This window comes from Methylosinus sp. Sm6, assembly GCF_019802345.1.
Lineage (GTDB): Bacteria > Pseudomonadota > Alphaproteobacteria > Rhizobiales > Beijerinckiaceae > Methylosinus.
In genome coordinates this window covers 40,477-63,247 of the sequence record NZ_JAINDZ010000002.1, presented here as the reverse complement: position 1 = coordinate 63,247, position 22,771 = coordinate 40,477, and the positions used below count along the sequence as shown (strand labels likewise).

The following is a 22,771-nucleotide window of genomic DNA, read 5'->3' as shown; positions in this document are numbered from 1 at the left end:
GCAGCATGAAAGTCGCATTCGCCACACAGGACCTCGAGCGGGTCGACGCCCATTTCGGCTGGGCGAAGAACATCGCGATCTATGAGCTCACGGCGGAGGGGTATTCCCTCATCGAGGCGATCCCGTTCACCGGCGATCTGCAGGAGGACGGCAATGAGGACAAGCTGCAGCCCAAGCTCGAGGCGATCAAGGACTGCGCGATCCTCTATGTCGCCGCGATCGGCGGCTCCGGCGCCGCGCGCGTCGTGGCGCAGGGCATTCATCCGATGAAAGTTCCGCAGCCCGAAAGCATTATCGATCTCCTGGAGAAGCTCAGGGTCGTGCTGCAGGGCGCGCCGCCGCCCTGGCTGCGCAAGGTGATGACGAAGGGCAAAGAGAGAAGTTTCGACTTCGAGGAAGAGGCTGCAAATGGCTGAGACCGGGACCATCACGGCGACCGACGCGGAGAACTGCGTCTTCATCAAAGAGCTGATCAAGCAGTGGCGCGCGCAGGACACGCACGGCACCTGGGACAACAAGAAGGATCTCGATCTTCTCAAGCCGTATATCGTCGACAAGGAAGCCCGCAAGCAAATTCCGATGATCGGCGACCCGGATCCGGAGACGATCTGGCGCGTCGAGCTGTTCTACAGCGCGGTCGGCCTCGCGATCGAGCGCGCCTCCGGCGTGATGGTGCAGCCGATGATGAAGATGAGCCATGAGGGCTTCGGCCGTCAGGTGCTGATCGCCGGTCGTCTCATCGTCGTCAACAAGCAGCTGCGCGACGTTCATCGCTTCGGCTTCGAGACGCTGGAGAAGCTGGCGGACGAGGGAACCAAGCTCGTCGCCGCGGGGGTCGAGATGATCGAGAAATTCCCCGAAGTGGCGCGTTACTGAGACGGAAAGGGAAGCGACGATGAGCTCCGTCGACGAGCTGAAGGCCGAGATCAAGAAGCTCTCCGCCAAGGCGACCAATATGAAGATGAACTTGCACGACCTCTCGGAAGAACTGCCGATCAATTGGACGAATATCCTGTCGATCGCGCAAGAGACACATGACGCCTATGCGGCGTTGGAGGCGGCTCGGCAGAAGCTCAAGGAATTGGAGACGGCGTGATGGGGGCTTTCAAGACGAGGGGCGGCGCCGATTGGACGCCGTCTTATCTCACCGACATCAACCCTGCGACCTGCATCGGCTGCGGCCGTTGCTTCAAGGTTTGCCCGCAGAATGTCATGGCGCTCTATGGCGTCGACGCCGACAGCAACATCCTCGGCATCGTCACCGATGACGACGACGATGATTTCGACGGCGAGCTCAACCGCAAGATCATGAAAGTCGAGCGTGAGCAGGACTGCATCGGCTGCTCCGCATGTGCGAAGGTGTGTCCGAAGGACTGCCAGACGCATGTTCCGGTCGATCAGCTGGGCGGCTGACGTCGATGGCCTTCCTCTCCGAAGATCGACGTTCGGAGAGCGGCGTCGTCTCGCCCGAGACCGACGCGGCGGGCATTTATTCGCGGTTGCGCGCACGTCCCGGTGAAAGGGAGGCGCGCGACCCGTTCACGGCCCATGTCTTCGCTTGCGCGCTCGCGATCGGCTTGGCGGAAACGCTGGCGGAAGGACGGGATCTCGGTCCCGCCTTGGGCATGGGGCGGAAGGAACTGCGCCGTCTCGTCGCCGCCTGGGCGCCGGAAGCCGAACGATATGTCGACTTCGAGGGCGAGCCGGAGAGCGTCGCGCTCGACGAGGAAGAAGATCAGATCCGCCAATTGCTCGAGCGCTATAGAGGCGATCCGTCGGATGAGACGAGCTGGATCGCGGCCATCGTCACGAAGCGCTCGATGTCTCCCCGGCATTTGTGGCAGGACCTCGGCCTCGGCGCGCGCGACGAGCTCGGGCGCCTGATGGGGGAGCGCTTTCCCGGCCTGGCGGCGCGCAATTTCAACCAGATGAAATGGAAGAAGTTTTTCTATCGGTCGCTGTGCGAGCTCGAAGGCTTCGTGCTGTGCTCGTCTCCGACCTGCCGCGAGTGCGGCGATTTTCACGACTGCTTCGGCGATGAGAGCGGCGAGAGCGCGCTCGCCCGGCTCGGCCGTCCCGGACCTCGCGACAATTGATCCGACCGCCTCCTGGGCCTTAGCACTGCTGTCGTCGATTTGTCTCGAGGTCGAATGCAGCGACCAATTTCGCAGCTGTTGGCCAATCTTGTACGATCTCGGACATTGTGGGTTAGCGAACAGCTGCGGCCGCGGGGAATCACTTGATTCTCGAAGTCGGGAGAGCTTGGCATAGCGGTTGCTAAAACCTTTGCAGGACATTTCCGCAAAGGGGTTCAACAAATGATCGAGCTCACAGACAGCGCCGTGAATGCGGTGCGTTCGGCCATTGCGGGCGCCGGCCAGGAGGTCGAGGGCCTCCGCATCATGGTCGAGGCCGGGGGCTGCGCGGGCTTCAAATATATGATGGGCCTCGTCAACGAGACCAATCCCGCCGACCATGTGTTCGAGCGCGACGGCGTCAAGGTCTTCGTGGAAGAAGGCTCGCTCGCCTATCTCGACGGCACCAAGGTCGATTTCGTCAACGGCCTCGAGGGCTCCGGCTTCACCTTCGAAAATCCGCAGGCCAAGTCGAGCTGCTCCTGCGGCAAGTCGTTCGGCTGAGGCGGCACGAAGGAGCGCGGCGATGTGGGAATATTCGGACAAGGTCAAGGAGCATTTCTTCAATCCGAAGAATGCGGGCGTTCTCGCGACCGCCAATGCGGTCGGAGAGGTCGGCGCGCTCGCCTGCGGCGATGCGCTGACGCTCATGCTCCATATCGACCCGGTCACGGAGATCATTCTCGAGGCCCGATTCCAGGCCTATGGCTGCGGCTCGGCGATCGCCTCCTCCTCCGCCCTGACCGAGCTCGTCATCGGCAAGACCGTGGCGCAGGCGTCCGCCATCGGCAGCCGCGACATTGCCGATTTTCTGGGCGGCCTGCCGCCGGAGAAGGGGCATTGCGCGGTGATGGGCTCCGAGGCGCTGCAATCGGCGCTCGCCGATTTTCGCGGAGAGCGCCGCGCGTTCGAGTTCGAGGAGGGCGCTCTCGTCTGCCGCTGCCATGGGGTCGACGAGAAGGCGATCGAGCAGGCCATTCGCGCGCACCAGCTCACATCCGTCGAGCAGGTGACCGCGCGCACGACGGCCGGCTCCGGCTGCACGACCTGCTATGAGCGTATCGAGGATATTCTCGTGCGCGTCACGGCGGAGGCGCTGCGGGCGAAGGAGGAGGCGCGCGTCGCCGCCGAGGCCGCCGCGCGCGGCAGGCAGGCGCCGGCGCCCGCTGCGCCGGGAACCGTCACCTTGCTGTCGTCGCGTCCGCGTCCCGCGCCCGCGCAACCGCGGCCGGAGAGCCCGCGTCCGGCGCGCGCCGCCGCCGAATCGTCGCCGCTGACGCCGACGTCGCCGCTGCCGCCGCCGTCGGCGGGCATGACCAATCTCAAGAAGATCCGGCTGATCGAGGAGACGATCGAAGATCTGCGGGTCTATCTGCGCAAGGACGGCGGCGATTGCGAGCTGATCGACGTCGACGGCTCCAATGTGCTCGTCAGCCTGACAGGCGCCTGTGTCGGCTGCCAGATGGCCAGCGTCACCGTTTCCGGCATTCAAGAGCGGCTCATCGCCAAGCTCGGCATTCCCATGCGGGTCATTCCCGTCGGCCGCAACGCCCATGGACTTTGAGGAGCGCGACATGACCGCGATCTATCTCGACAACAACGCCACGACCCGAACCGATCCGGCCGTCGTCGAAGCGATGCTGCCCTATTTCACCGACCATTTCGGCAACGCCTCCTCGGCGCATTCTTTCGGCGCCAGCGTGGGCGAGGCGGTGAAGGCCGCGCGCCAGAAGCTGCAGGCGCTGCTCGGCGCTGCGCATGATCACGAGATCATCTACACGTCCGGCGGCACCGAGAGCGACAATGCGGCGATCCTCGCCGCGCTCGAGGCCATGCCCGAGCGCAATGAGATCGTCACCAGCAAGGTCGAGCATCCGGCGATCCTGACGCTGTGCGAGCATCTCGAGAAGACCGGCCGGGCGAAGGTCCATTTCATCGGCGTCGATCGTCTGGGCCAGCTCGACATCGAGTCCTATCGCGCGGCGCTGTCGGACAAGGTGGCGATCGTCTCCTTGATGTGGGCCAACAACGAGACCGGCACGATCTTCCCGATCGAAGGATTGGCCGAGCTCGCCAAGCAGCATGGCGCGCTGTTCCACACCGACGCCGTTCAGGCCGCGGGCAAGACGCCGATCGCGCTGAAGGACAGTCCGATCGACATGCTGTCGCTGTCCGGCCACAAGCTGCATGGACCGAAGGGGATCGGCGCGCTCTATGTGAAAAAGGGCGTGCGCTTCAAGCCGCTCATTCGCGGCGGCCATCAGGAGCGCGCGCGGCGCGGCGGCACGGAGAATGTTCCGGCGATCATCGGCCTCGGCAAGGCGGCGGAGCTGGCGCTGCAGCACATGGCCGAGGAGCAGGGTCGCGTGAAGGATCTACGCGACCGGCTGGAGACGGCCGTGGTGCAGCGTGTGCCCAATTGCATCGTCAATGGCGACCGCAACGATCGTCTGCCCAACACCGCCAACATCGCCTTCGAATATGTGGAGAGCGAAGCAATCCTTCTGCATCTCGATCGGGCCGGGGTCGCGGCCTCATCCGGCTCGGCCTGCACCTCGGGCTCGATGGAGCCGAGCCATGTGCTGAAGGCCATGGCGGTGCCGGAGGCGGCGCTGCACGGCGCGGTGCGTTTTTCCTTCTCGCGCGACAATGCCGCGAGCGACGTCGATAGGGTCATCGAGGCCTTGCCGCCGATCGTCGAGAAGCTGCGCGAAATGTCACCCTTCTGGGCCGACGCCGAGAAGAAGACCAATCCCGTATTGGCTTGATAGGGCGAATCTCCGTGGACGAGCAGCCCCGCATCTTCATCAATGACACGACGCTTCGCGACGGCGAGCAGGCGCCGGGCGTCGCCTTCACGGCCGCGGAGAAGCTGGCGATCGCGCGGGCTCTCGCCGCGGCCGGCGTCGACGAGATCGAGGCGGGCACTCCGATCATGGGACGCGACGAGGTCGAGGCGATCGGCGCCGTCGCCGCGGCGGGCCTCGCCTGCCGGGTGATGGCCTGGTGTCGGCTCGACGAGCGCGACATCGACGCGGCGCTCGCCGCCAATGTGGCCCATGTCAATGTCTCGTCGCCCATGTCGCGGCTGCAGATCGGCGTGAAGCTGCAGGCTGATGTCGAGGGCGCGGCGGAGCGGGTTGAGCGCGTCGTGTCCTATGCGCGTGGCAAAGGATTGACCGTCGCGCTGGGAGGCGAGGACTCCTCGCGCGCCGATCCGCGCGATATCGGCAGGATCGCGCGCGCGGCGGCGAAGGCCGGCGCCACCCGCTTTCGCTACGCCGACACGCTCGGCATTCTCGATCCCTTCACCACCTATGAATCGGTCAAGCGGGTGCGCGACGAGACCGATCTGCCGATCGAGTTCCATGGCCATGACGATGTCGGGCTCGCCACCGCCAACACGCTCGCCGCCGTGCGGGGCGGCGCGACGCACGCCTCGGTCACCGTGCTCGGCCTCGGCGAGCGCGCCGGCAACGCCGCGCTCGAGGAGGTGGCGACGGCGCTCGGCCATGTGGCGCACGGACGCACCGGCGTCGACCTGAAGCGCCTGCAGAGCCTGGCCCGGCTGGTCGCGAGCGCGGCGCGCCGCAAGATCGGCCGCGGCAAGGCCATTGTCGGGGCCGACATCTTCACGCACGAATCCGGCATTCATGTCGCGGCGCTGATGAAGGATGTGCGCACCTATCAGGGGCTCGATCCCGCCCGGCTCGGGCGGCGTCATCGCATCGTCATCGCCAAGCACTCCGGCATGAGCGCGATCCAGAAAAAATGCGACGAGATCGGCGTCGATCTCGACCGCGAGACCGCGGCGCGCGTGCTCGATCATGTGAAGCGCCGGGCGCTCGCGGAAAAGCGTCCGGTCAAGCGCGGCGAGTTCATCCGCCTCGTCGACCGCGCGCTCGCGGAAGTCGCGGCGCTGCACGCGGCGCAGGCCGTCGGGAGCCCATCATGAGCGAGCTATCGATCGCCGCCGCGCCGCGCGTCTCTTCCTCCAAAGGGCTGGTCACGCTCATTCGCGAAGACATCGCCTGCGTGCCGCATCGCGATCCCGCGGCGCGCAGCACGCTCGAGGTGGTGCTGTTCTATCCCGGCGTGCATGCGCTCATCTGGCATCGCATCGCGCATCGCCTGTGGCGCGCCGGCCGCAAATTCTCCGCGCGCGGATTGTCGTGGTTCGCGCGTCTCGTCACCAATATCGACATTCATCCTGGCGCGACGATCGGCGAGCGCTTTTTCATCGATCATGGCGTGGGCGTCGTCATCGGCGAGACGGCCGTCATCGGCGACGATGTGACCATGTATCACGGCGTCACCCTCGGCGGCACGTCGTGGTCGGCGGGCAAGCGCCATCCGACCGTCGAGGACGGCGTGTTGATCGGCGCGGGCGCGAAGATCCTCGGCCCGATCACGGTCGGTCCGCGGGCGCGCATCGGCGCCAATTCGGTGGTGATCGAAGACGTGCCGCCGGAGATGACGGTCGTCGGCATTCCGGGCCGCATCGTGCGCGAGCAGCGGCGGCGTTCGGGCGTCGACGGACGCATCGATCTCGAGCATCATCTCATTCCCGATCCGGTCGGAGACGCGATCTCCGTGCTCATCGACCGCATCGATTTCCTCGAGGCGCGGCTCGCGCATGTGCAATTGCGCGTCAACGAAGCCGCTCATCGACCAACCGGAGACAGCACGCCATGAGCTTCCTGGACGATCTGCGCAAACTCTCGGCTGCCGAGGAATTCTTCGACATTCTCGGCGTGGAGTATGATCCCACGGTCGTGCGGCACTCGCGTCTGCACATTCTGCGGCGCATGGGCGAATATCTGCACAAGAGCGCGCCCGACGGCGCGAGCGACGAGGAGATTCGCGAGAATTGCCGCTCGTTTCTCGCTCAGGCCTATCAGGACTTCCTCGTCTCGACGCCGATCGAGCAGCGCCTGTTCAAGGTGCACAAGGACGCCGTGAAGCCGGCCGAGGAGCCGAAGAAGCCGTTCGTGCCGCTCGGCAATCTCACGGTGTCGAACGGATGATCATCAATTTTGCGCGTCGGGATCGGGAAAGGATGGACAAATGAAGATACTCGTCTGCATCAAGCAAGTTCCCGACAGCGCCCAGATTCGCGTTCATCCTGTCACCAACACGATCATGCGGCAGGGCGTGCCGACGATCATCAATCCTTATGATCTGTTCTCGCTCGAGGAGGCGCTGAAGCTGCGCGACAAGTTCGGCGGCGAGGTGACGGTTCTGACCATGGGCCCGCCAATGGCGGAGGCGGCGCTGCGTAAGACGCTGGCGATCGGCGCCGATCGGGCGATTTTGCTCACCGACCGCTTCTTCGCCGGCGCCGACACGCTGGCGACCACCTATGCGCTCGCCCAGGCGATCAAGAAGATTCAGAAGACCTGGGGCGATCTCGATCTCGTCTTCACCGGCAAGCAGACCATCGACGGCGACACGGCGCAGGTCGGTCCGGGAGTCGCCAAGCGTCTCGATCTGTTGCAGCTGACTTATGTCTCCAAGATCGTCGAGGCGGATGCGGAGAAGCGCGAGGTGGTCATCGAGCGGCGCGCCGAAGGCGGCACGCAGGTGCTGAAGACGAAAATGCCCTGCCTCATCGCCATGCTCGAGGGCACCAATGAGGTGCGTCGCGGCTCGATCTCGGATTCTCTGCGCGCCGCGCGCGCCGAGATCATCACCTGGAGCGCCAAGGACGCCGAGATCGAAGACCTGTCGAAATGCGGACTGAAGGGCTCGCCGACGATCGTGAAGAAAGTGTTCGCGCCGACGCCGCGCACCGAGCGCGCGGCCTTCGTCGAGCCGGGCAAGACGGCGGGCGACTCGGCGGATGCGATCCTCGAGGCGATTTTCAAGCGCCATCCGGCGCTCGAGGACGACATGACGAAATTGGCCAGTGGGTTCTAAAGGAGAAGCGAGAATGTCCGACAAGCCCGCCCCCGCCGCGCCGCAGCAGAGCCGCGCCAGCGCGAAGAAGGAGCTCCCGGAGCATTTCCGCGGCTATAAGCATGTGTGGGTGTTCGTCGAGCTCGAGCGCGGCGTCGTCCACCCGGTCTCCTGGGAGCTGCTCGGCGCCGGCCGCAAGCTCGCCGATCAGCTGAAGGTCGATCTCGCCGCCGTGGTGCTGGGCGCGCCGGGCGAGGGAACGCGCAATGCGATTCAGGAAGCTTTCTATTACGGAGCGGATCTCGCCTATCTCGTCGAGGACCCGATCCTCGCCGATTATCGCAATGAGCCCTTCTCCAAGGCGGTCACGCAGCTCGTCAACACGCATAAGCCGGAGATTCTGCTGCTCGGCGCGACGACGCTCGGCCGAGATCTCGCTGGCTCCGTGGCGACGACGCTGCTCACCGGGCTCACCGCCGATTGCACCGAGCTCGCGGTCGACGCCGATGGCTCGCTGGCGGCGACGCGCCCGACCTTCGGCGGCTCGCTGCTGTGCACGATCTACACGCTGAACTATCGTCCGCAGATGGCGACCGTGCGTCCGCGCCAGCTGCCGACGCCGGCGCGCGACGAGACGCGCAGCGGCCGCGTGATCGAGTTCAAGCCCGATCTCGACGAGGACAAGATCATCACCAAGCTGCTGAAGTTCATTCCGGATCGCGAATCCGCGAAGAGCAATCTCGCCTTCGCCGACGTCGTCGTCGCCGGCGGACTCGGCCTGCAGAGCGCGGAGAATTATCAGCTCGTGCGCAATCTCGCCGCCGTGCTCGGCGCCGAATTCGGCGGCTCGCGGCCGCTGGTGCAGAAAGGCTGGATCACCGCGGATCGCCAGATCGGCCAGACCGGCAAGACGATCCGGCCCAAGCTCTATATCGCCGCGGGCATTTCCGGCGCCATTCAGCATCGCGTCGGCGTCGAGGGCGCCGATTGCATCGTCGCGATCAATACCGACAAGAACGCGCCGATCTTCGATTTCGCGCATGTCGGCATCGTGACCGACGCCATTCGTCTGCTTCCCGCTCTGACGGAAGCGTTCCGCAAGCGGCTCTCGCCCGAGAGCGCCGACCGGCTCGCCGGCTGACCCGAGGAGATCATCATGATCGAAGAAAGATTCGACGCGATCGTCATCGGCGCGGGCATGGCTGGCAATGCGGCGGCCTACACCATGGCGTCGCGTGGGCTGAATGTGCTGCAGCTGGAGCGCGGCGAATATCCGGGCTCCAAGAATGTGCAGGGCGGCATTCTCTACGCCGACATGCTGGAGAAGATCATTCCGGATTTCCGCGAGGAGGCGCCGCTCGAGCGGCATCTCATCGAGCAGCGCTTCTGGTTCATGACCGACCGCTCGCACACCGGCATGCATTATCGCTCGGACGACTTCAACGAGGAGCGTCCGAACCGCTACACGATCATCCGCTCGCAGTTCGACCGCTGGTTCAACAAGCAGGTGCAGGCGCAGGGCGCGATCGTCATCAGCGAGACAACGGTCACCGAGCTCGTCAGCGACGCCTATGGCAAGGTCATCGGCGTGCGCACGGATCGCAGCGGCGGCACGGTGTTCGCCGATGTCGTCGTGCTCGCGGAAGGCGTCAATGGCCTGCTCGGCGCCCGCGCCGGCCTGCGGCCGACGCCCAAGGCCGAGCATGTCGCGCTCGCGGTGAAGGAAATGCACTTCCTGCCGCGCGAGACGATCGAAGCGCGCTTCAATCTGCATGGCGACGAGGGCGTCGTGATCGAGGCGGCCGGCACCATCTCCAAGGGGATGACCGGCATGGGCTTCGTCTATACCAACAAGGAGAGCATTTCTGTCGGCTTCGGCTGCCTCGTGTCGGATTTCGCCGCGAACGAGGAGACGCCTTACGGCATGCTCGAGAACTTCAAGACGCATCCGTCGATCGCGCCGCTGATCGAAGGCTCGGAAGTGAAGGAATATGCCGCGCATCTCATTCCGGAGGGCGGCTACAAGACGATTCCGGAGCTGTTCGGCGACGGCTGGGTCGTCGTCGGCGACGCGGCGCAGCTCAACAACGCCATTCATCGCGAAGGCTCGAATCTTGCTATGACCTCGGGGCGGCTCGCCGGCGAGGCGATCTTCCAGGTGAAGTCGCGCAAGGATCCGATGACGAAGCAGAATCTGGCGCTCTACAAGAAGCTCCTCGACGACAGCTTCGTCATGAAGGATTTGAAGAAATACAAAGATATGCCGGCGCTGCTGCACACGCAGGCGTCGAACTTCTTCCTCGACTATCCGACGCTGGTGTCGAAAGCGATGGAGAATTTCCTGCGTGTCGACGGAACGCCGAAGATCGAGAAGGAAAAGGCGTCGGTCAGAGCCTTCCGCCAGAAGCGCTCGCTGACGGGATTGGTCGGAGATGCATGGCGCCTGGCTCGCGCCTGGCGCTGAGAGGAGGATTTGCGATGTCGACGCAAGTTGCGCGAGTCGAGGAGAAGCTGTTCCAGAACCGCTATCTCGTCGACCAAGGAAAGCCCCATATCGTCGTGCAGCCGCACACGACGCCGTCGAAGAATCTGTTGGCGATGACCAAGATCTGCCCGGCCGGCTGCTATGAGCAGAATGCGTCCGGACAGGTCGAGATCACGCCGGACGGCTGCCTCGAATGCGGCACCTGCCGCGTGCTCTGCGAGCCACAGGGCGATATCGTGTGGAATTATCCGCGCGGCGGCTATGGCGTGCTGTTCAAGTTCGGCTGAGCGCGTGCCGACCGCCGAGGCGTCATTGCGAGGACCACAGCGACGAAGCGATCCCGGAGTCGGCCAACGGCTTTGGATCGCTTCGTTGCGCTCGCAATGACACGGCAGCGCCGACAAAGCGTGCCGCCGGTCTTGTGACAGAGACGTCAAGAAACCGACATGATCGAATCGAAACGCCCCGCGCAAAGCGGGGCGTTCGCATTTTAGCGTCAGCCGAGCCTTCGGGCTCGCAGGAGGCCGCGCAGCGTCAGCCGAGCCGCTTCGCCGCCGCCGCCAGCTTCTCGATGCGGGCGCGCAGATCGTCGAGGCGCTCGCGATTTTCCTCGATCACCTCCTCCGGCGCGCGCGCCAGGAAGTCCGCATTGGCGAGCTTGGCCTCGATCTTCTTCACATCGCCTTCGAGCTTCGCCGTCTCCTTGGCGAGCCGCGTCTTTTCCGCGGCGAAGTCGATCATCCCCTCGAGTGGAATGGCCGCGAGCGCGCCACGCACGAGCAGCTGAGCGCTGCTCTTCGGCGCCGCGTCGGCGAAGCCGATGGAAGAGAGCCGCGCCAGCTTGCGCGCCGTCTCGCCCCAGACCGAAACCCGCGCCTTCACATCGGCGCCGGCGCCGACGAGGATCAGCGGCGCTTCGACGCCGGCCGCGAGATTGAGCTCCGAACGCACCGAGCGCACTTCGGAGACGAGATCGACCACCCAGCCGATCTCCGCTTCCGCGGCCTCGTCGCGCAGCCCCGCTAGTTCGGGCCATGCGGCGAGCGCCAGCGGCGACTGGCGCGGCGGTCCTTCGAAACCCTTCACGCCCCACAGCTCCTCGGTGAGGAAGGGCATGAACGGATGCAGCAGCGCATAAATTTGATCGAGCACGAAAGCGGCGGCGGCGCGCGTCTCGTTCTTTGCGGCGCCGTCCTCGCCTTGCAGGAGCGGCTTCGCCAGCTCCAGATACCAGTCGCAGAACACGTTCCAGACGAAGCGATAGGCGGCGGCAGCCGCCTCGTTGAAGCGATAGGCCTCGATCGCCGCGCCGATGTCTGCGACCGCCCGCGCCGCCTCGCCGACGATCCAGCGATTGAGCGTGATCGCATTGGCCTTCGGATCATAGCCCGAAACGCGCGCGCAGCCGTTGATCTCGGCGAAGCGCGAGGCGTTCCACAGCTTGGTCGCGAAATTGCGATAGCCTTCGACGCGCTGCGTCGCCAGCTTGATGTCGCGTCCTTGCGCGGCCATAGCGGCGAGTGTGAAGCGCAGCGCGTCGGCGCCATATTCGTTGATGAGATGCAGCGGGTCGATGACATTGCCCTTCGACTTCGACATCTTCGCGCCCTTCTCGTCGCGGACGAGGGCGTGGATATAGACGTCGCGGAAGGGGACTTCTTTCTTGAAATAGAGGCCCATCATCATCATGCGGGCGACCCAGAAGAAGATGATGTCGAAGCCGGTGACGAGCACATTGGTCGGATAGAAGCGCTCGAGCTCCTTCGTCTCGTCCGGCCAGCCGAGCGTCGAGAACGGCCACAGCGCCGAGGAGAACCAGGTGTCGAGCACATCCTCGTCGCGCGTCAGCGCCGCCTCATTGCCGCGCTTCGCGCGCGCCGCGGCGAGCGCGTCCTCCTCGCTCTCCTCGACATAGACATTGCCGTCGGCGTCATACCAGGCCGGAATGCGATGGCCCCACCACAGCTGGCGCGAGACGCACCAGGGCTGGATGTTCTCCAGCCAATCGAAATAGGTCTTTTCCCAATTCTTAGGCACGAAGACCGTGTGGCCGGCGCGCACGGCTTCCAGCGCCGGCTGCGCCAGCGTCTTGGCGTCGACATACCATTGATCGGTGAGGCGCGGCTCCAGCACGGCGCCGGAACGGTCGCCATGCGGCACCATATGCTTATGGTCCGACACTTCGGCGAGCAGCTCGTGCTCCTCCATCATCGCCACCACGCGCGCGCGCGCGGCGTTGCGGTCGAGGCCGTGCAGAGCCGCGACGGTCACGTCGAGCTCTGGCGAGGGGGCGACATGCTCGAAGAACTCGTGATTGTCGCGAAGCGTCACGCAGCCTTCGGCGTCGAGCACATTGATGAGCTTCAGCCCATGGCGGCGGCCGACCTCGAAATCGTTGAAGTCATGCGCCGGCGTGATCTTCACCGCGCCCGTGCCCTTCTCGGGATCGGAATAGTCGTCGGCGACGATCGGAATGAGACGCCCGACCAGCGGCAGGCGCACATTGCGGCCGACGAGGCTCTTATAGCGCTCGTCTTCCGGATGCACGGCGACGGCGGTGTCGCCGAGCATGGTCTCGGGGCGCGTCGTCGCGACGGTGATGAACTCGCCGGTCGGCTGGCCGTCCTGATAGACGATCGGATAGCGGAAGTGCCAGAGATGGCCCTTCACCTCGATCTGCTGCACCTCGAGATCGGAGATGGCGGTGAGCAGCTTCGGGTCCCAATTGACGAGGCGCTTGTCCTTGTAGATCAGCCCGTCTCGATGCAATTGCACGAACACCTTCACGACGGCGCGCGAGAGGCCCTCGTCGAGCGTGAAGCGCTCGCGCGACCAGTCGCAGGAGGCGCCGAGGCGCTTCAGCTGCTCGACGATCACGCCGCCCGACTCCGCCTTCCAGGCCCAGACCTCCTCGAGGAATTTCTCGCGGCCGAGCTCGCGGCGATGCTGCTGGCGCTCCATCAGGCGGCGCTCGACCACCATTTGCGTCGCAATGCCGGCGTGGTCGGTGCCGGGCTGCCACAGCACGTCCTTGCCCCGCATGCGCTGATAGCGCGCCAGAATATCCTGCAGCGTGTTGTTGAGCGCATGGCCCATGTGCAGCGAGCCGGTGACGTTCGGCGGCGGAATGACGATGGAAAAGGGCTCGGCGCCGGCGCGCTCGGGCCGACCGGCGCGAAAGGCGCCGGTCGCCTCCCACAGCTCGCGCATCCGCTGCTCGATGGCGGCGGGATCGAAGGTTTTTTCCATGGGCATGGGGGGAGCCGAATATCCGTGCGAGGGGCCCCCTCCCCAGCCCTCCCCCGCCTTGCGGGAGAGGGAGCAGACTCGGCCCTTCATCCAAAATTCGCGTAACGTCGCCGCCTCCTCTCCCGCGTAGCGGGGGAGGGTGAGGGAGGGGGCTTTAAGCCAGCCCCTTCAACGCATTGCGGCCGGCGTAGATCGCCGCCGCGCCCAGCTCCTCCTCGATGCGGATGAGCTGATTGTATTTGGCGACCCGGTCCGAGCGCGCCAGCGAGCCGGTCTTGATCTGGCCGCTGTTGGTGGCGACGGCGATGTCGGCGATGGTCGCGTCCTCGGTCTCGCCGGAGCGATGCGAGATCACCGTCGTATAGGCGGCGCGATGCGCCATCTCCACGGCGGCGAGCGTCTCGGTCAGCGTGCCGATCTGGTTGACCTTCACCAGCAGCGAATTGGCCACGTCCTCGTCGATGCCGCGCGCGAGGCGCTCGACATTGGTGACGAAAATATCATCGCCGACGAGCTGGATCTTGTCGCCGAGCGTATCGGTCAGCAGGCGCCAGCCCTCCCAATCGTCCTCCGCCATGCCGTCCTCTATGGTGACGATCGGATAGGCCTCGGCGAGCTTGGCGAGATAGGCGACCTGCTCCTCGATCGAGCGCGTCACCTTCTCGCCCTCATAGACATATTTGCCGTCCTTGAAGAACTCGGTCGCGGCGCAATCGGCGCCGAGATAGATGTCCTCGCCCGGCACGAAGCCCGCCGCCGCGATCGCCTCGACGATGATGTCGAGGGCGGCCTCGGCGGAGGGAAGGTTCGGCGCGAAGCCGCCCTCGTCGCCGACCGAAGTGGAGAGACCGGCCTTCTTCAGCGAGGCCTTCAGCGTGTGGAACACTTCCGCGCCCCAGCGGATCGCCTCGCGCACGGTCGGCGCGCCGACCGGCAGGATCATGAATTCCTGGAAGTCGATCGGATTGTCGGCGTGGACGCCGCCATTGATGATGTTCATCATCGGCGCCGGCAGCACGCGCGCCTGCACGCCGCCGATATAGCGATAGAGCGGCAGCGAGGAGGCGTCGGCGGCGGCCTTGGCCACGGCGAGCGAGACGCCGAGAATGGCGTTGGCGCCGAGGCGCGACTTGTTGGGGGTGTCGTCGAGCTCGATCAGCGCCTCGTCGATCGCCGCCTGCTCCTCGGCCTCGAAGCCGACCAGCTCGCCGGCGATCTCGTCATTGACGCTCTGCACGGCGCCGAGCACGCCCTTGCCGAGATAGCGCTTCTTGTCGCCGTCGCGCTTTTCCACCGCCTCATGCGCGCCGGTCGAGGCGCCGGAGGGGACGGCGGCGCGGCCCGACGAGCCGTCCTCCAGCGTGACTTCGACCTCGACCGTGGGATTGCCGCGCGAATCGAGAATTTCACGGGCGTGAATATGGATGATTTCGGTCATGCCGGGCCTCTTGCGTCGTTCTGACGGAATTTGGCGCGTTGTAGACCGATCCGCGCCGTGGCGAAAGCCTCGAAAGCCTTCGGCTGGAGCTTTTGCGCGCGGCTATCGGGCGCTCAGCCCTCGCAGAAAGGCGGCGAGATCGCTGGTCGAAAAATCGACATGGGGCTCGCGGCCATGGGCGATCTCCCAGCTCTCGCGGCGGTCCTCGCCGCCGGGCGCGGGCGTCACCAGAACCGTGGTCATGCCGCGCGCATGGGGGAAGACGAGATTGCGCGCCAGATCCTCGAACAAGGCCGCGCGCGCGGGCTCCACCGCATGGCGGTCGAAGAAGCGCAGATACGCCTCTTCATGCGGCTTGGCGACGAAGTCGGCGGCGATGATGTCGAAGATGTCCTCGAACAGATGGTCGACGCCGAGCCGGCGCGCCGTCTCCAGCGCATGGCGCCGCGAGCCATTGGTGAGGATGAGCTTGCGGCCGGGCAGAGCGGCGATGGCGCTCGCCAACGCCGGGGCGGGCGGCAGCGAGGAGCGGTCGACGTCATGGACGAAGGAGAGGAAGGCGTCCGCGTCGGTCCCATGCTCGGTCATCAGCCCGCGCAGGGTGGTTCCGTAGCGATGATAATAATGTTTCTGCAGGGCCCGGCAGGAGACGCCGTCGAGCCCGAACATGCGGATCATATAGAGGGTGATGCGGTGGTCGATCTTCGGCCACAGGTCGCAGGAGGCGGGATAGAGCGTGTTGTCGAGATCGAACACCCAAGTATCGACATGGGCGAAGCTGTCGATAGGGGCGGACCTGCCGGCCTGTGCGAATCGGCCGGCGCCCGTCGCGAGCGGAGCGAGGCGATCCAGAGCCCCGGCCTCTATTGCTTCTCCGCTCTGCTTCTCGCAATGACGGGTCATCGCCTCTCCACTCACCGCGTGATCAGCGTGCCCGCGCCATGATCGGTCAGGAGCTCGATCAGCACGGCGTGCGGCAGCTTGCCGTCGAGGATCACGACGCCTTCGACGCCGCGCTCGATCGCATACATGCAGGTCTCGACCTTGGGGATCATGCCGCCGGTGATGGTTCCGTCGGCGACGAGGCCGGGAATGTCGGAGACCTTCAGCTCCTTGATGAGCTGCTTGTTCTTGTCGAGCACGCCGGGCACGTCGGTGAGAAACAAGAGCCGCTTGGCGCCGAGCGCGCCGGCGATGGCGCCGGCGAATGTGTCGGCGTTGATGTTGTAGGTTTCGCCGTCGGCGCCTTGCGCGACCGGCGCCAGCACCGGGATCAGCTCGCGGCCGAGCACCTGGTCGAGCACGGTGGTGTCGACCTTGGCCACTTCGCCGACGAAGCCGAGATCGACCGTGCGGCCATCCTCGAGAGTGGGGCGCGCCAACTTTTCCGCTGTGACCATGCGGCCGTCCTTGCCGCAAAGACCAATGGCGCGGCCGCCTTCCGAATTGATGAATCCGACGATCTGCTTGTTGATATAGCCGGCGAGCACCATCTCGACGATCTCCATCGTCGCCTTGTCGGTGACGCGCAGGCCGTCGGCGAATTCTGATTTGATGCCGAGCTTGCCCAGCATGGCGCCGATCTGCGGCCCGCCGCCGTGCACCACCACCGGGTTGACGCCCGATTGCTCGAGCAGCACCATGTCGCGCGAGAAGTCGCGCGCGACCCTGTCGTCGCCCATGGCGTGGCCGCCATATTTCACCACGACGATGGCCTCGTCGTAGCGCAGCATATGCGGCAGCGCCTGCATCAGGATACGGGCTTGCTGGAGCGCGCTGTCGGCCGAGTCGTCGGTCATGGGCTGCCTTCCGGTGCTGAGCCGCCCGGGTGAATGACAGGTCGTAGCGAGCGCCCCACCTCCCCCTCGAGGGGAGGGTGGCGCCGCGGTCATTCAGCCGATCGTTCTCGGGTGAGAGAAGCTGGCTCCGTTAGACCGGACGCGCCTGCAATATTCAAGCGATTCGTTCGGCCAGCAGCCGCGCGATGCCTGCGCGAAGCTCCGCTATCCCCTCGCCGTCGCGCGAGGAAGTGGCGGCGACCGCCGGAAACGCCGCGGGGCGCTTGGCCAGCGCCGCCTCGACCGTCGCGAGCGCGGCCGCGCGCTCGGCGAGCTTCAGCTCGTCGCGCTTGGTCATCACGATCTGATAGGAGACGGCGGATTTGTCGAGCAGGTCGAGCATCTGCTCGTCGATGTCCTTGATTCCGCGCCGGCTGTCGATCAGCACGAAGACGCGCGCCAACGACGCCCGTCCGCGCAGAAAATCCTCCATCAGCCGCGTCCAGCTCGCGACCTTCTCCTTGCCGACGGCGGCGTAGCCATAGCCCGGCATGTCGACGAGGCGCAGCGGCTCCGCGCCGGGCTCGGCGCCGAGGGCGAAGAAATTGAGCTGCTGCGTGCGGCCCGGCGTGTTGGAGACTCGCGCCAGCGTCTTGCGGCCGGTGAGCGCGTTCAAGAGCGAGGATTTGCCGACATTGGAGCGGCCGGCGAAGGCGATCTCCGGCGGGCCGATCGGCGGCAGGTCGGAGGATCTGGCGCTGGCGAAGAAGAACTCGCACGGGCCGGCGAACAGCCGCCGGCCGCGCTCGACGAAATCCGCCTCCGCCCCGCTCACGCGGCCTTCTTTTTGAAGCTGAAAGTCTTCTTCACATTGTCCCACAGCTCGAACTTCACCCCGGCGCGGCGCATGATGAACCCTTGCTGAGCGACCGAGAGAATATTGTTCCAGGTCCAGTAGATGATCAGTCCGGAAGCGAAGCCGCCCATCGAGAAGGTGAAGATCACCGGCATCCAGGCGAAGGCCATGCGCTGAATCTCGTCGGTCGGCTCCGGATTCATCTTCATCGTCGCCCACATGGAGACGCCCATGAGAATCGGCAGGACGCCGAGCCACAGGAACGGGCCGAACACCGGAATCTGGGTCGGATCGAAGGGCAGCAGGCCGAACAAATTGAAGATATTCGTCGGGTCCGGCGCCGAGAGGTCCTTGATCCAGCCGTAAAATGGCGCGTGGCGCATCTCGATGGTGATGACGAGCACCTTGTAGAGCGAGAACCACACCGGAATCTGCAGCAGCGCGGGCAGGCAGCCGCCGGCCGGATTGATCTTCTCGCGCTTATAGAGCGCCATCTGCTCCTGCGCGAGCTTCTGTTTGTCGTCGCCGTATTTGTCTTTCAGCGCCTGCAGCTTGGGCTGCACTTCCTTCATCTTGGCGATCGCGTGATAGCTCTTGTTGGCGATCGGCAGGAAGGCGATCTTCACCAGCACGGTGACGGCGAGGATGGCGAGGCCGAAATTGCCGAGCACATGATAGAGGCTGTCGATGATGCGGAACATCGGCCGGGTCAGGAAGTAGAACCAGCCCCAGTCGATCAGCAGGTCGAAATGCTCGATGCCCTGCGCCTGATAGGCGTAGAGCGTGTCGACGACCTTGGCGCCGGCGAAGATGCGCTCGGAGACCGACTGCGTCGCGCCGGGCGCGATCGTCAGCGGGCCGCCGACCGTATCGGCCTGATAGGCCTTGACCGTTCCCGCTCCCGCCGCCGAGAAGCGCGCCTCGAACGGCTTGTCCTGCTGCGGCACGGCCACCGCCGCCCAATATTTGTCGGTGAAACCGATCCAGCCGCCCGTGCCGCTCATGGTCTTGGTGGCGCGCGGCTCCTTCTCGATCTTGTCGTATTTCATCTCCTGCACGGCGCTTTCGCCGACGACGCCGATGAAGCCCTCGTGCAGAATGGCATAGCCCGCGCTCTGCGGAATGCCGACGCGCGCGACGCGTGTATAGGAGTAGAGCGAGACCGGAGCGTCGCGGTGGTTCTCGACGCTGTCGGAAACGGTGAACATATAGTTCTGGTCCACCGAGATCCGGCGCTTGAAGGTGAGGCCCTGGCCGTTGTCGTGCGTGAGCGTGACCGGCTCCGCGACGGTCAGCCTGTCGCGATCCGCGGTCCACAGCGTCTCGCCATTGGGCAGCGCGGGCGCGCCGCCGGCCGGGGCGAGGAAGCCCGTTTCGGCGTAATAGGGATTGGGCGAGTTCTCCGGCGAGAGCAGCACGATCATCGGGCTCTTCGGATCGACGGTCTCGCGGTAGTTCTTCAGCGAGACGTCGTCGATGCGTCCGCCCTTCAGCGAGATCGAGCCGAGGATCGCGGGCGTGTCGATCGAGACGCGCGGGCTCTCCGCCAGCGCCGCCTCGCGCGTCTTCGGCGCGACGGCCGGACGTTGCTGCTGCTGCGGCTGCGCGGCGGGCGCCGGGCGCGCCGCCTCGGGCGTCGCGGTCGCGGTCACGGGCTTGTGCGGCGGCTGCGCCGCCTTGTGCTGCTCGAGCTGTTCCGCCCGCTCGCGTTCGAGCTTGGGGAAAGCGTAGAAATAATCCCAGGCGCCGATGAACAACATCGACAGGCCCGCGGCGATGATCACATTCTTGGTGTATTCGTTCATGACGCCGGAGGCCCGTTTGCTCGAGAGTTGCGCGGATGTGGGCCGCTCGCGCGCGGCCGCAGCTTCGCCAGCGCCTCGGCCATCTGCGCTTCCAGCTCTGAGAAGGGCATGGTCAGCGCGCCGGGACGGGCGACGAAGACATAATCATAGCCGCGAAGCGCGCCCGCCGCCCCGCCGAGCCGCAACGCTTCCTTCAGCCGCCGGCGGATGCGGTTGCGTCCGACGGCCCCGGCGACCTTCTTCGTTACCGTGAAGCCGAAGCGGGGCGGGGCCTCGTCATGACCCTCGCGCGCCGCGGCCTGCAGCTTGAACGCGCCGCCGCCGCTGCGATGCAGCCCGCTCTTGGCGGCGCGCAGAAACTCGCGCCTTCGCCGCAGCCGCTCCGGATGCGCTGCCGTCATTCCGGCCGGTGTCATGAGTTCTGCGGGGGGCATGATTCCAGCGGGGGGCATGATTCCTGGGCCATGGGGCGCGCCTCCGCGCGTTCGACGGCCGCGGGAGCGTCAGGCCGAGAGGCGCTTGCGCCCGCGCGCGCGGCGCGCGTTGAGGACGTTGCGGCCGCCGACGGTCGCCATGCGGGCGCGAAAGCCGTGGCGGCGCTTGCGCACGATCTTGCTGGGTTGATAGGTTCTCTTCACCTCGAAGTCTCCGCTCGCTTCTGGGCTGCGGACGTGGTGCGCCGCCGCCGTTCCGGGCGCCGAAAGCTGAACGCTTCGGCTCCGCCGTGGTCTTGTTTGTCGAAGGTCGCCGTTCCGCGGCGCGTCTATCGTCGCGCGGGCGCGACAACCCGTCGCTGGAACCGCCTATCGCCCGACGCCGCGCGTCGCATATACGAAAAAGCCCGCGCATTAGTCAATCACGCGAACGCGCCATGCGCGCTCCGGCGCGCGAAAGCGCCGTGCGCGCTCCGGCGCGCGAAGGCGTCATGCGCGCTCCGGGCTTTCCCCAGGCTGAACGGCGCGCGCGGCGCGGACCGGCTACGCTTCTAGCCGGCGGGGGTGAGAGGTATAAGGAAAGACGCCGCCCGATTCGCTTCGCCTCCGGACGCCTGTCAGGGGGGCGGCGACCCCCCGAGCCGGCGACGTCCGCACGACGGCCGGGGTCGAGATCAGGGTTTGTTAACCATTACCGCTTAGCGTTTCCAGAAAGGGACATTCGATCGAGCGGGCGCCTCGAGGAAATCGGGCGCGTCGCCGTCGCGCGGGCGCGGCGACGCCCGTACGTGGAGCTGGGGTGGGGACCTGAAGATGCGCGTTTTACTGATCGAGGATGACAGCGCGACAGCTCAAAGCATCGAGCTCATGCTCAAGTCCGAAAACTTCAATGTTTACGCGACCGATCTCGGCGAGGAAGGGATCGATCTCGGCAAGCTCTATGATTACGACATCATCCTGCTCGATCTGAACCTTCCCGACATGTCGGGCTATGAGGTGCTGCGCACGCTGCGCGTCGCCAAGGTGAAGACGCCGATCCTCATCCTCTCCGGCCTCGCCGGCATAGAGGACAAGGTGAAGGGCCTCGGCTTCGGCGCCGACGACTATCTGACCAAGCCGTTCCACAAGGACGAGCTGGTGGCGCGCATCCACGCCATCGTCCGCCGCTCCAAGGGCCATGCCCAATCTGTCATCATCACCGGCGATCTCGTCGTCAATCTCGATCAGAAGACGGTCGAGGTCTCCGGCTCGCGCGTGCATCTGACCGGCAAGGAATATCAGATGCTGGAGCTGCTCTCGCTGCGCAAGGGCACGACGCTCACCAAGGAGATGTTCCTCAATCATCTCTATGGCGGCATGGACGAGCCGGAGCTCAAGATCATCGACGTGTTCATCTGCAAGCTGCGCAAGAAGCTCGCCAACGCCAGCGACGGCCGCAACTACATCGAGACGGTGTGGGGCCGCGGCTATGTGCTGCGCGAGCCGAGCGAGGCCGACGAGCGCATCATCGCCTGAGTTGGGGGCGAATAGCGAATAGTAGACCACGCTCTACTCGCTATTCGCTATTCGCTCTCAGGCGCCGACTGCGGCGCAGAGCCGCGCGCGCGCCGCTCTGCGCCGCAGCCGCCATCCGCAATCTGCCGCATCCTGCGCGAAGGATCGATCCGCGCCGGCGTTCTCCGCCGCTCCGAGGATCAGATAGCCGTCGTCCAAGAGCGCGCGGGCGAGGCGCGCCAGCACCTGCTCCTTCACCTCGGGATCGAGATACATCAGCACGTTCCGGCAGAGGATCAGATCGAACGCGCCGACATCGCGGAAGTCGTCGCACAGATTGATCCTGCGAAAGACGATGCGCGCGCGCAGCCGCTCGGGAATGCGCCAGCTGCCCATATGCGGCTCGAGATGGCGCAGCAGCCGCTGTGTGGAGAGGCCGCGCTGGACCTCGAACTGGCTGTAGACGCCCCGGCGCGCCGTCTCCAGCGCCGTCCCGTTGATGTCGCTCGCCAGAATCTCGACGGTCCAGCCCGCGAGCCGTGTCGCCTCCTCCTCGAGCGCGATGGCCAGGGAATAGGGCTCCTGTCCGGTCGAGCAGGCGGCGGACCAGATGCGCAGCCGGCGCTGCTCCCGTCGCCGCGCCATCGTGTGGGGCAGCCATTCGCGCTTCAGCCATTCGAACGGCGCCCGATCGCGAAAGAAGAAGGTCTCGTTGGTGGTCATCGCGTCGATGATCGCCTGGAGAAACCGCTCGTCGCCCGAGAGCTCGATGCGGCGCATCAGCTCGGCGAGGTCGACGTCGCCGTTCTCGAGCATGATCGGCGCGAGCCGGCTCTCGGCGAGATACAGCTTATCGGCGTCGAGAGCGATCCCGGCGACGGAGAGGAGCAGGCGGCGCAGGCGCGCGAAGGCGACGCTCATCGCCTCGGCTCCGCCGCCGCCGATTCCAGAGCGGACCGCCCGCGGGCGTCCGATGACCGATGACCGCATGTCACGCATAGGCTGAACTCGCCTCGAGAGCGGGGTCGGCTCCAGAGCGCTTTCCGCCCGAACGGAAGCATCGCTCCAAGCCGAGGAGACCTGTGGCTCGAGTCCGAAGGCTCCCTCCCTCACCCTCCCCCGCTTCGCGGGAGGATGGCGGCCGACCATTCGCGAACCGTCGATGAAACGCCGACTCTGCTCTCTCTCCCGCGGCGGGG

Annotated in this window: 25 protein-coding genes; 16 read left to right on the top strand and 9 right to left on the bottom strand. The window is 65.6% G+C overall.

Features of this window, described 5'->3' with window-relative positions; all coding sequences use genetic code 11:
- Positions 1 to 5: 5 nt before the first annotated feature.
- From nifX to K3F48_RS02030, 15 genes are all read left to right on the top strand, one after another.
- The gene (nifX, locus tag K3F48_RS02100; RefSeq protein WP_222573755.1) at positions 6 to 416 is read left to right on the top strand and encodes a nitrogen fixation protein NifX; all 411 of its coding nucleotides are present in this window, start codon (positions 6 to 8) and stop codon (positions 414 to 416) included.
- Positions 409 to 876, top strand: a complete 468-nt coding sequence (locus tag K3F48_RS02095; RefSeq protein WP_222573754.1) for a NifX-associated nitrogen fixation protein — start codon at positions 409 to 411, stop codon at positions 874 to 876. The genes nifX and K3F48_RS02095 overlap by 8 nt, the downstream gene beginning before the upstream one ends.
- A 19-nt stretch (positions 877 to 895) precedes the next feature.
- Positions 896 to 1,096, top strand: coding sequence for a CCE_0567 family metalloprotein (locus tag K3F48_RS02090; protein WP_222573753.1), 201 nt, complete (start codon positions 896 to 898; stop codon positions 1,094 to 1,096).
- Positions 1,096 to 1,413, top strand: coding sequence for a ferredoxin III, nif-specific (gene fdxB / locus K3F48_RS02085; RefSeq protein WP_222573752.1), 318 nt, complete (start codon positions 1,096 to 1,098; stop codon positions 1,411 to 1,413). Before K3F48_RS02090 ends, fdxB begins: the two co-directional genes overlap by 1 nt.
- A 5-nt stretch (positions 1,414 to 1,418) precedes the next feature.
- On the top strand, positions 1,419 to 2,096 hold the full coding sequence (locus K3F48_RS02080) for a nitrogen fixation protein NifQ (RefSeq protein ID WP_222573751.1): 678 nt from the start codon (positions 1,419 to 1,421) through the stop codon (positions 2,094 to 2,096).
- 222 nt (positions 2,097 to 2,318) lie between these two features.
- Positions 2,319 to 2,639 (top strand): iron-sulfur cluster assembly accessory protein, encoded by a 321-nt coding sequence (locus K3F48_RS02075; protein WP_222573750.1) that lies wholly within the window; start codon positions 2,319 to 2,321, stop codon positions 2,637 to 2,639.
- A gap of 22 nt (positions 2,640 to 2,661) precedes the next feature.
- Positions 2,662 to 3,699, top strand: a complete 1,038-nt coding sequence (nifU, locus tag K3F48_RS02070) for a Fe-S cluster assembly protein NifU (protein WP_222573749.1) — start codon at positions 2,662 to 2,664, stop codon at positions 3,697 to 3,699.
- A gap of 10 nt (positions 3,700 to 3,709) precedes the next feature.
- A complete protein-coding gene (gene nifS, locus K3F48_RS02065) occupies positions 3,710 to 4,903 on the top strand; it encodes a cysteine desulfurase NifS (protein ID WP_222573748.1) in 1,194 nt (397 codons plus the stop codon).
- Positions 4,904 to 4,917: 14 nt separating this feature from the next.
- Entirely contained in the window at positions 4,918 to 6,090 is a 1,173-nt protein-coding gene (gene nifV, locus K3F48_RS02060) for a homocitrate synthase (protein WP_222573747.1), read from the top strand.
- Entirely contained in the window at positions 6,087 to 6,830 is a 744-nt protein-coding gene (gene cysE / locus K3F48_RS02055) for a serine O-acetyltransferase (RefSeq protein WP_222573746.1), read from the top strand. The genes nifV and cysE overlap by 4 nt, the downstream gene beginning before the upstream one ends.
- Positions 6,827 to 7,162 (top strand): nitrogenase stabilizing/protective protein NifW, encoded by a 336-nt coding sequence (nifW, locus tag K3F48_RS02050; protein WP_222573745.1) that lies wholly within the window; start codon positions 6,827 to 6,829, stop codon positions 7,160 to 7,162. The genes cysE and nifW overlap by 4 nt, the downstream gene beginning before the upstream one ends.
- 40 nt (positions 7,163 to 7,202) lie before the next feature.
- Positions 7,203 to 8,054 carry an electron transfer flavoprotein subunit beta/FixA family protein gene (locus tag K3F48_RS02045; RefSeq protein WP_222573744.1) on the top strand — a complete coding sequence of 284 codons (852 nt, stop codon included), beginning with the start codon at positions 7,203 to 7,205 and terminating at the stop codon, positions 8,052 to 8,054.
- A 13-nt stretch (positions 8,055 to 8,067) separates the two neighbouring features.
- Entirely contained in the window at positions 8,068 to 9,174 is a 1,107-nt protein-coding gene (locus K3F48_RS02040) for an electron transfer flavoprotein subunit alpha/FixB family protein (protein ID WP_222573743.1), read from the top strand.
- Positions 9,175 to 9,189: 15 nt separating this feature from the next.
- Positions 9,190 to 10,497 carry an FAD-dependent oxidoreductase gene (locus K3F48_RS02035; RefSeq protein ID WP_222573742.1) on the top strand — a complete coding sequence of 436 codons (1,308 nt, stop codon included), beginning with the start codon at positions 9,190 to 9,192 and terminating at the stop codon, positions 10,495 to 10,497.
- 14 nt (positions 10,498 to 10,511) lie between these two features.
- On the top strand, positions 10,512 to 10,805 hold the full coding sequence (locus K3F48_RS02030; protein WP_222573741.1) for a ferredoxin family protein: 294 nt from the start codon (positions 10,512 to 10,514) through the stop codon (positions 10,803 to 10,805).
- 247 nt (positions 10,806 to 11,052) lie between these two features.
- Here K3F48_RS02030 and K3F48_RS02025 read toward each other — a convergent pair whose 3' ends face one another.
- From K3F48_RS02025 to rpmH, 8 genes are all read right to left on the bottom strand, one after another.
- On the bottom strand, positions 11,053 to 13,767 hold the full coding sequence (locus tag K3F48_RS02025; RefSeq protein ID WP_222573877.1) for a valine--tRNA ligase: 2,715 nt from the start codon (positions 13,765 to 13,767) through the stop codon (positions 11,053 to 11,055).
- A gap of 154 nt (positions 13,768 to 13,921) precedes the next feature.
- Entirely contained in the window at positions 13,922 to 15,205 is a 1,284-nt protein-coding gene (gene eno / locus K3F48_RS02020; RefSeq protein ID WP_222573740.1) for a phosphopyruvate hydratase, read from the bottom strand.
- A 102-nt stretch (positions 15,206 to 15,307) separates the two neighbouring features.
- Complete coding sequence (locus K3F48_RS02015; RefSeq protein ID WP_222573739.1) at positions 15,308 to 16,108, bottom strand: pyrimidine 5'-nucleotidase; 801 nt, start codon at positions 16,106 to 16,108, stop codon at positions 15,308 to 15,310.
- An 11-nt stretch (positions 16,109 to 16,119) separates the two neighbouring features.
- Positions 16,120 to 17,004: an acetylglutamate kinase gene (gene argB, locus K3F48_RS02010; protein WP_222573738.1), complete on the bottom strand. Its 885-nt coding sequence runs from the start codon at positions 17,002 to 17,004 to the stop codon at positions 16,120 to 16,122.
- Between the two features lie 154 nt (positions 17,005 to 17,158).
- On the bottom strand, positions 17,159 to 17,818 hold the full coding sequence (yihA, locus tag K3F48_RS02005; protein WP_222573737.1) for a ribosome biogenesis GTP-binding protein YihA/YsxC: 660 nt from the start codon (positions 17,816 to 17,818) through the stop codon (positions 17,159 to 17,161).
- Entirely contained in the window at positions 17,815 to 19,644 is a 1,830-nt protein-coding gene (yidC, locus tag K3F48_RS02000; RefSeq protein ID WP_222573736.1) for a membrane protein insertase YidC, read from the bottom strand. The genes yihA and yidC overlap by 4 nt, the downstream gene beginning before the upstream one ends.
- Positions 19,641 to 20,045, bottom strand: coding sequence for a ribonuclease P protein component (rnpA, locus tag K3F48_RS01995; RefSeq protein WP_255608022.1), 405 nt, complete (start codon positions 20,043 to 20,045; stop codon positions 19,641 to 19,643). The genes yidC and rnpA overlap by 4 nt, the downstream gene beginning before the upstream one ends.
- A gap of 102 nt (positions 20,046 to 20,147) precedes the next feature.
- Complete coding sequence (rpmH, locus tag K3F48_RS01990) at positions 20,148 to 20,282, bottom strand: 50S ribosomal protein L34 (protein WP_004448308.1); 135 nt, start codon at positions 20,280 to 20,282, stop codon at positions 20,148 to 20,150.
- A gap of 609 nt (positions 20,283 to 20,891) precedes the next feature.
- Here rpmH and ctrA point away from each other — a divergent pair.
- Positions 20,892 to 21,593, top strand: coding sequence for a response regulator transcription factor CtrA (ctrA, locus tag K3F48_RS01985; protein ID WP_004448313.1), 702 nt, complete (start codon positions 20,892 to 20,894; stop codon positions 21,591 to 21,593).
- Positions 21,594 to 21,650: 57 nt separating this feature from the next.
- Here ctrA and K3F48_RS01980 read toward each other — a convergent pair whose 3' ends face one another.
- Positions 21,651 to 22,493: a protein-glutamate O-methyltransferase CheR gene (locus K3F48_RS01980; protein WP_222573734.1), complete on the bottom strand. Its 843-nt coding sequence runs from the start codon at positions 22,491 to 22,493 to the stop codon at positions 21,651 to 21,653.
- Positions 22,494 to 22,771 lie beyond the last annotated feature (278 nt).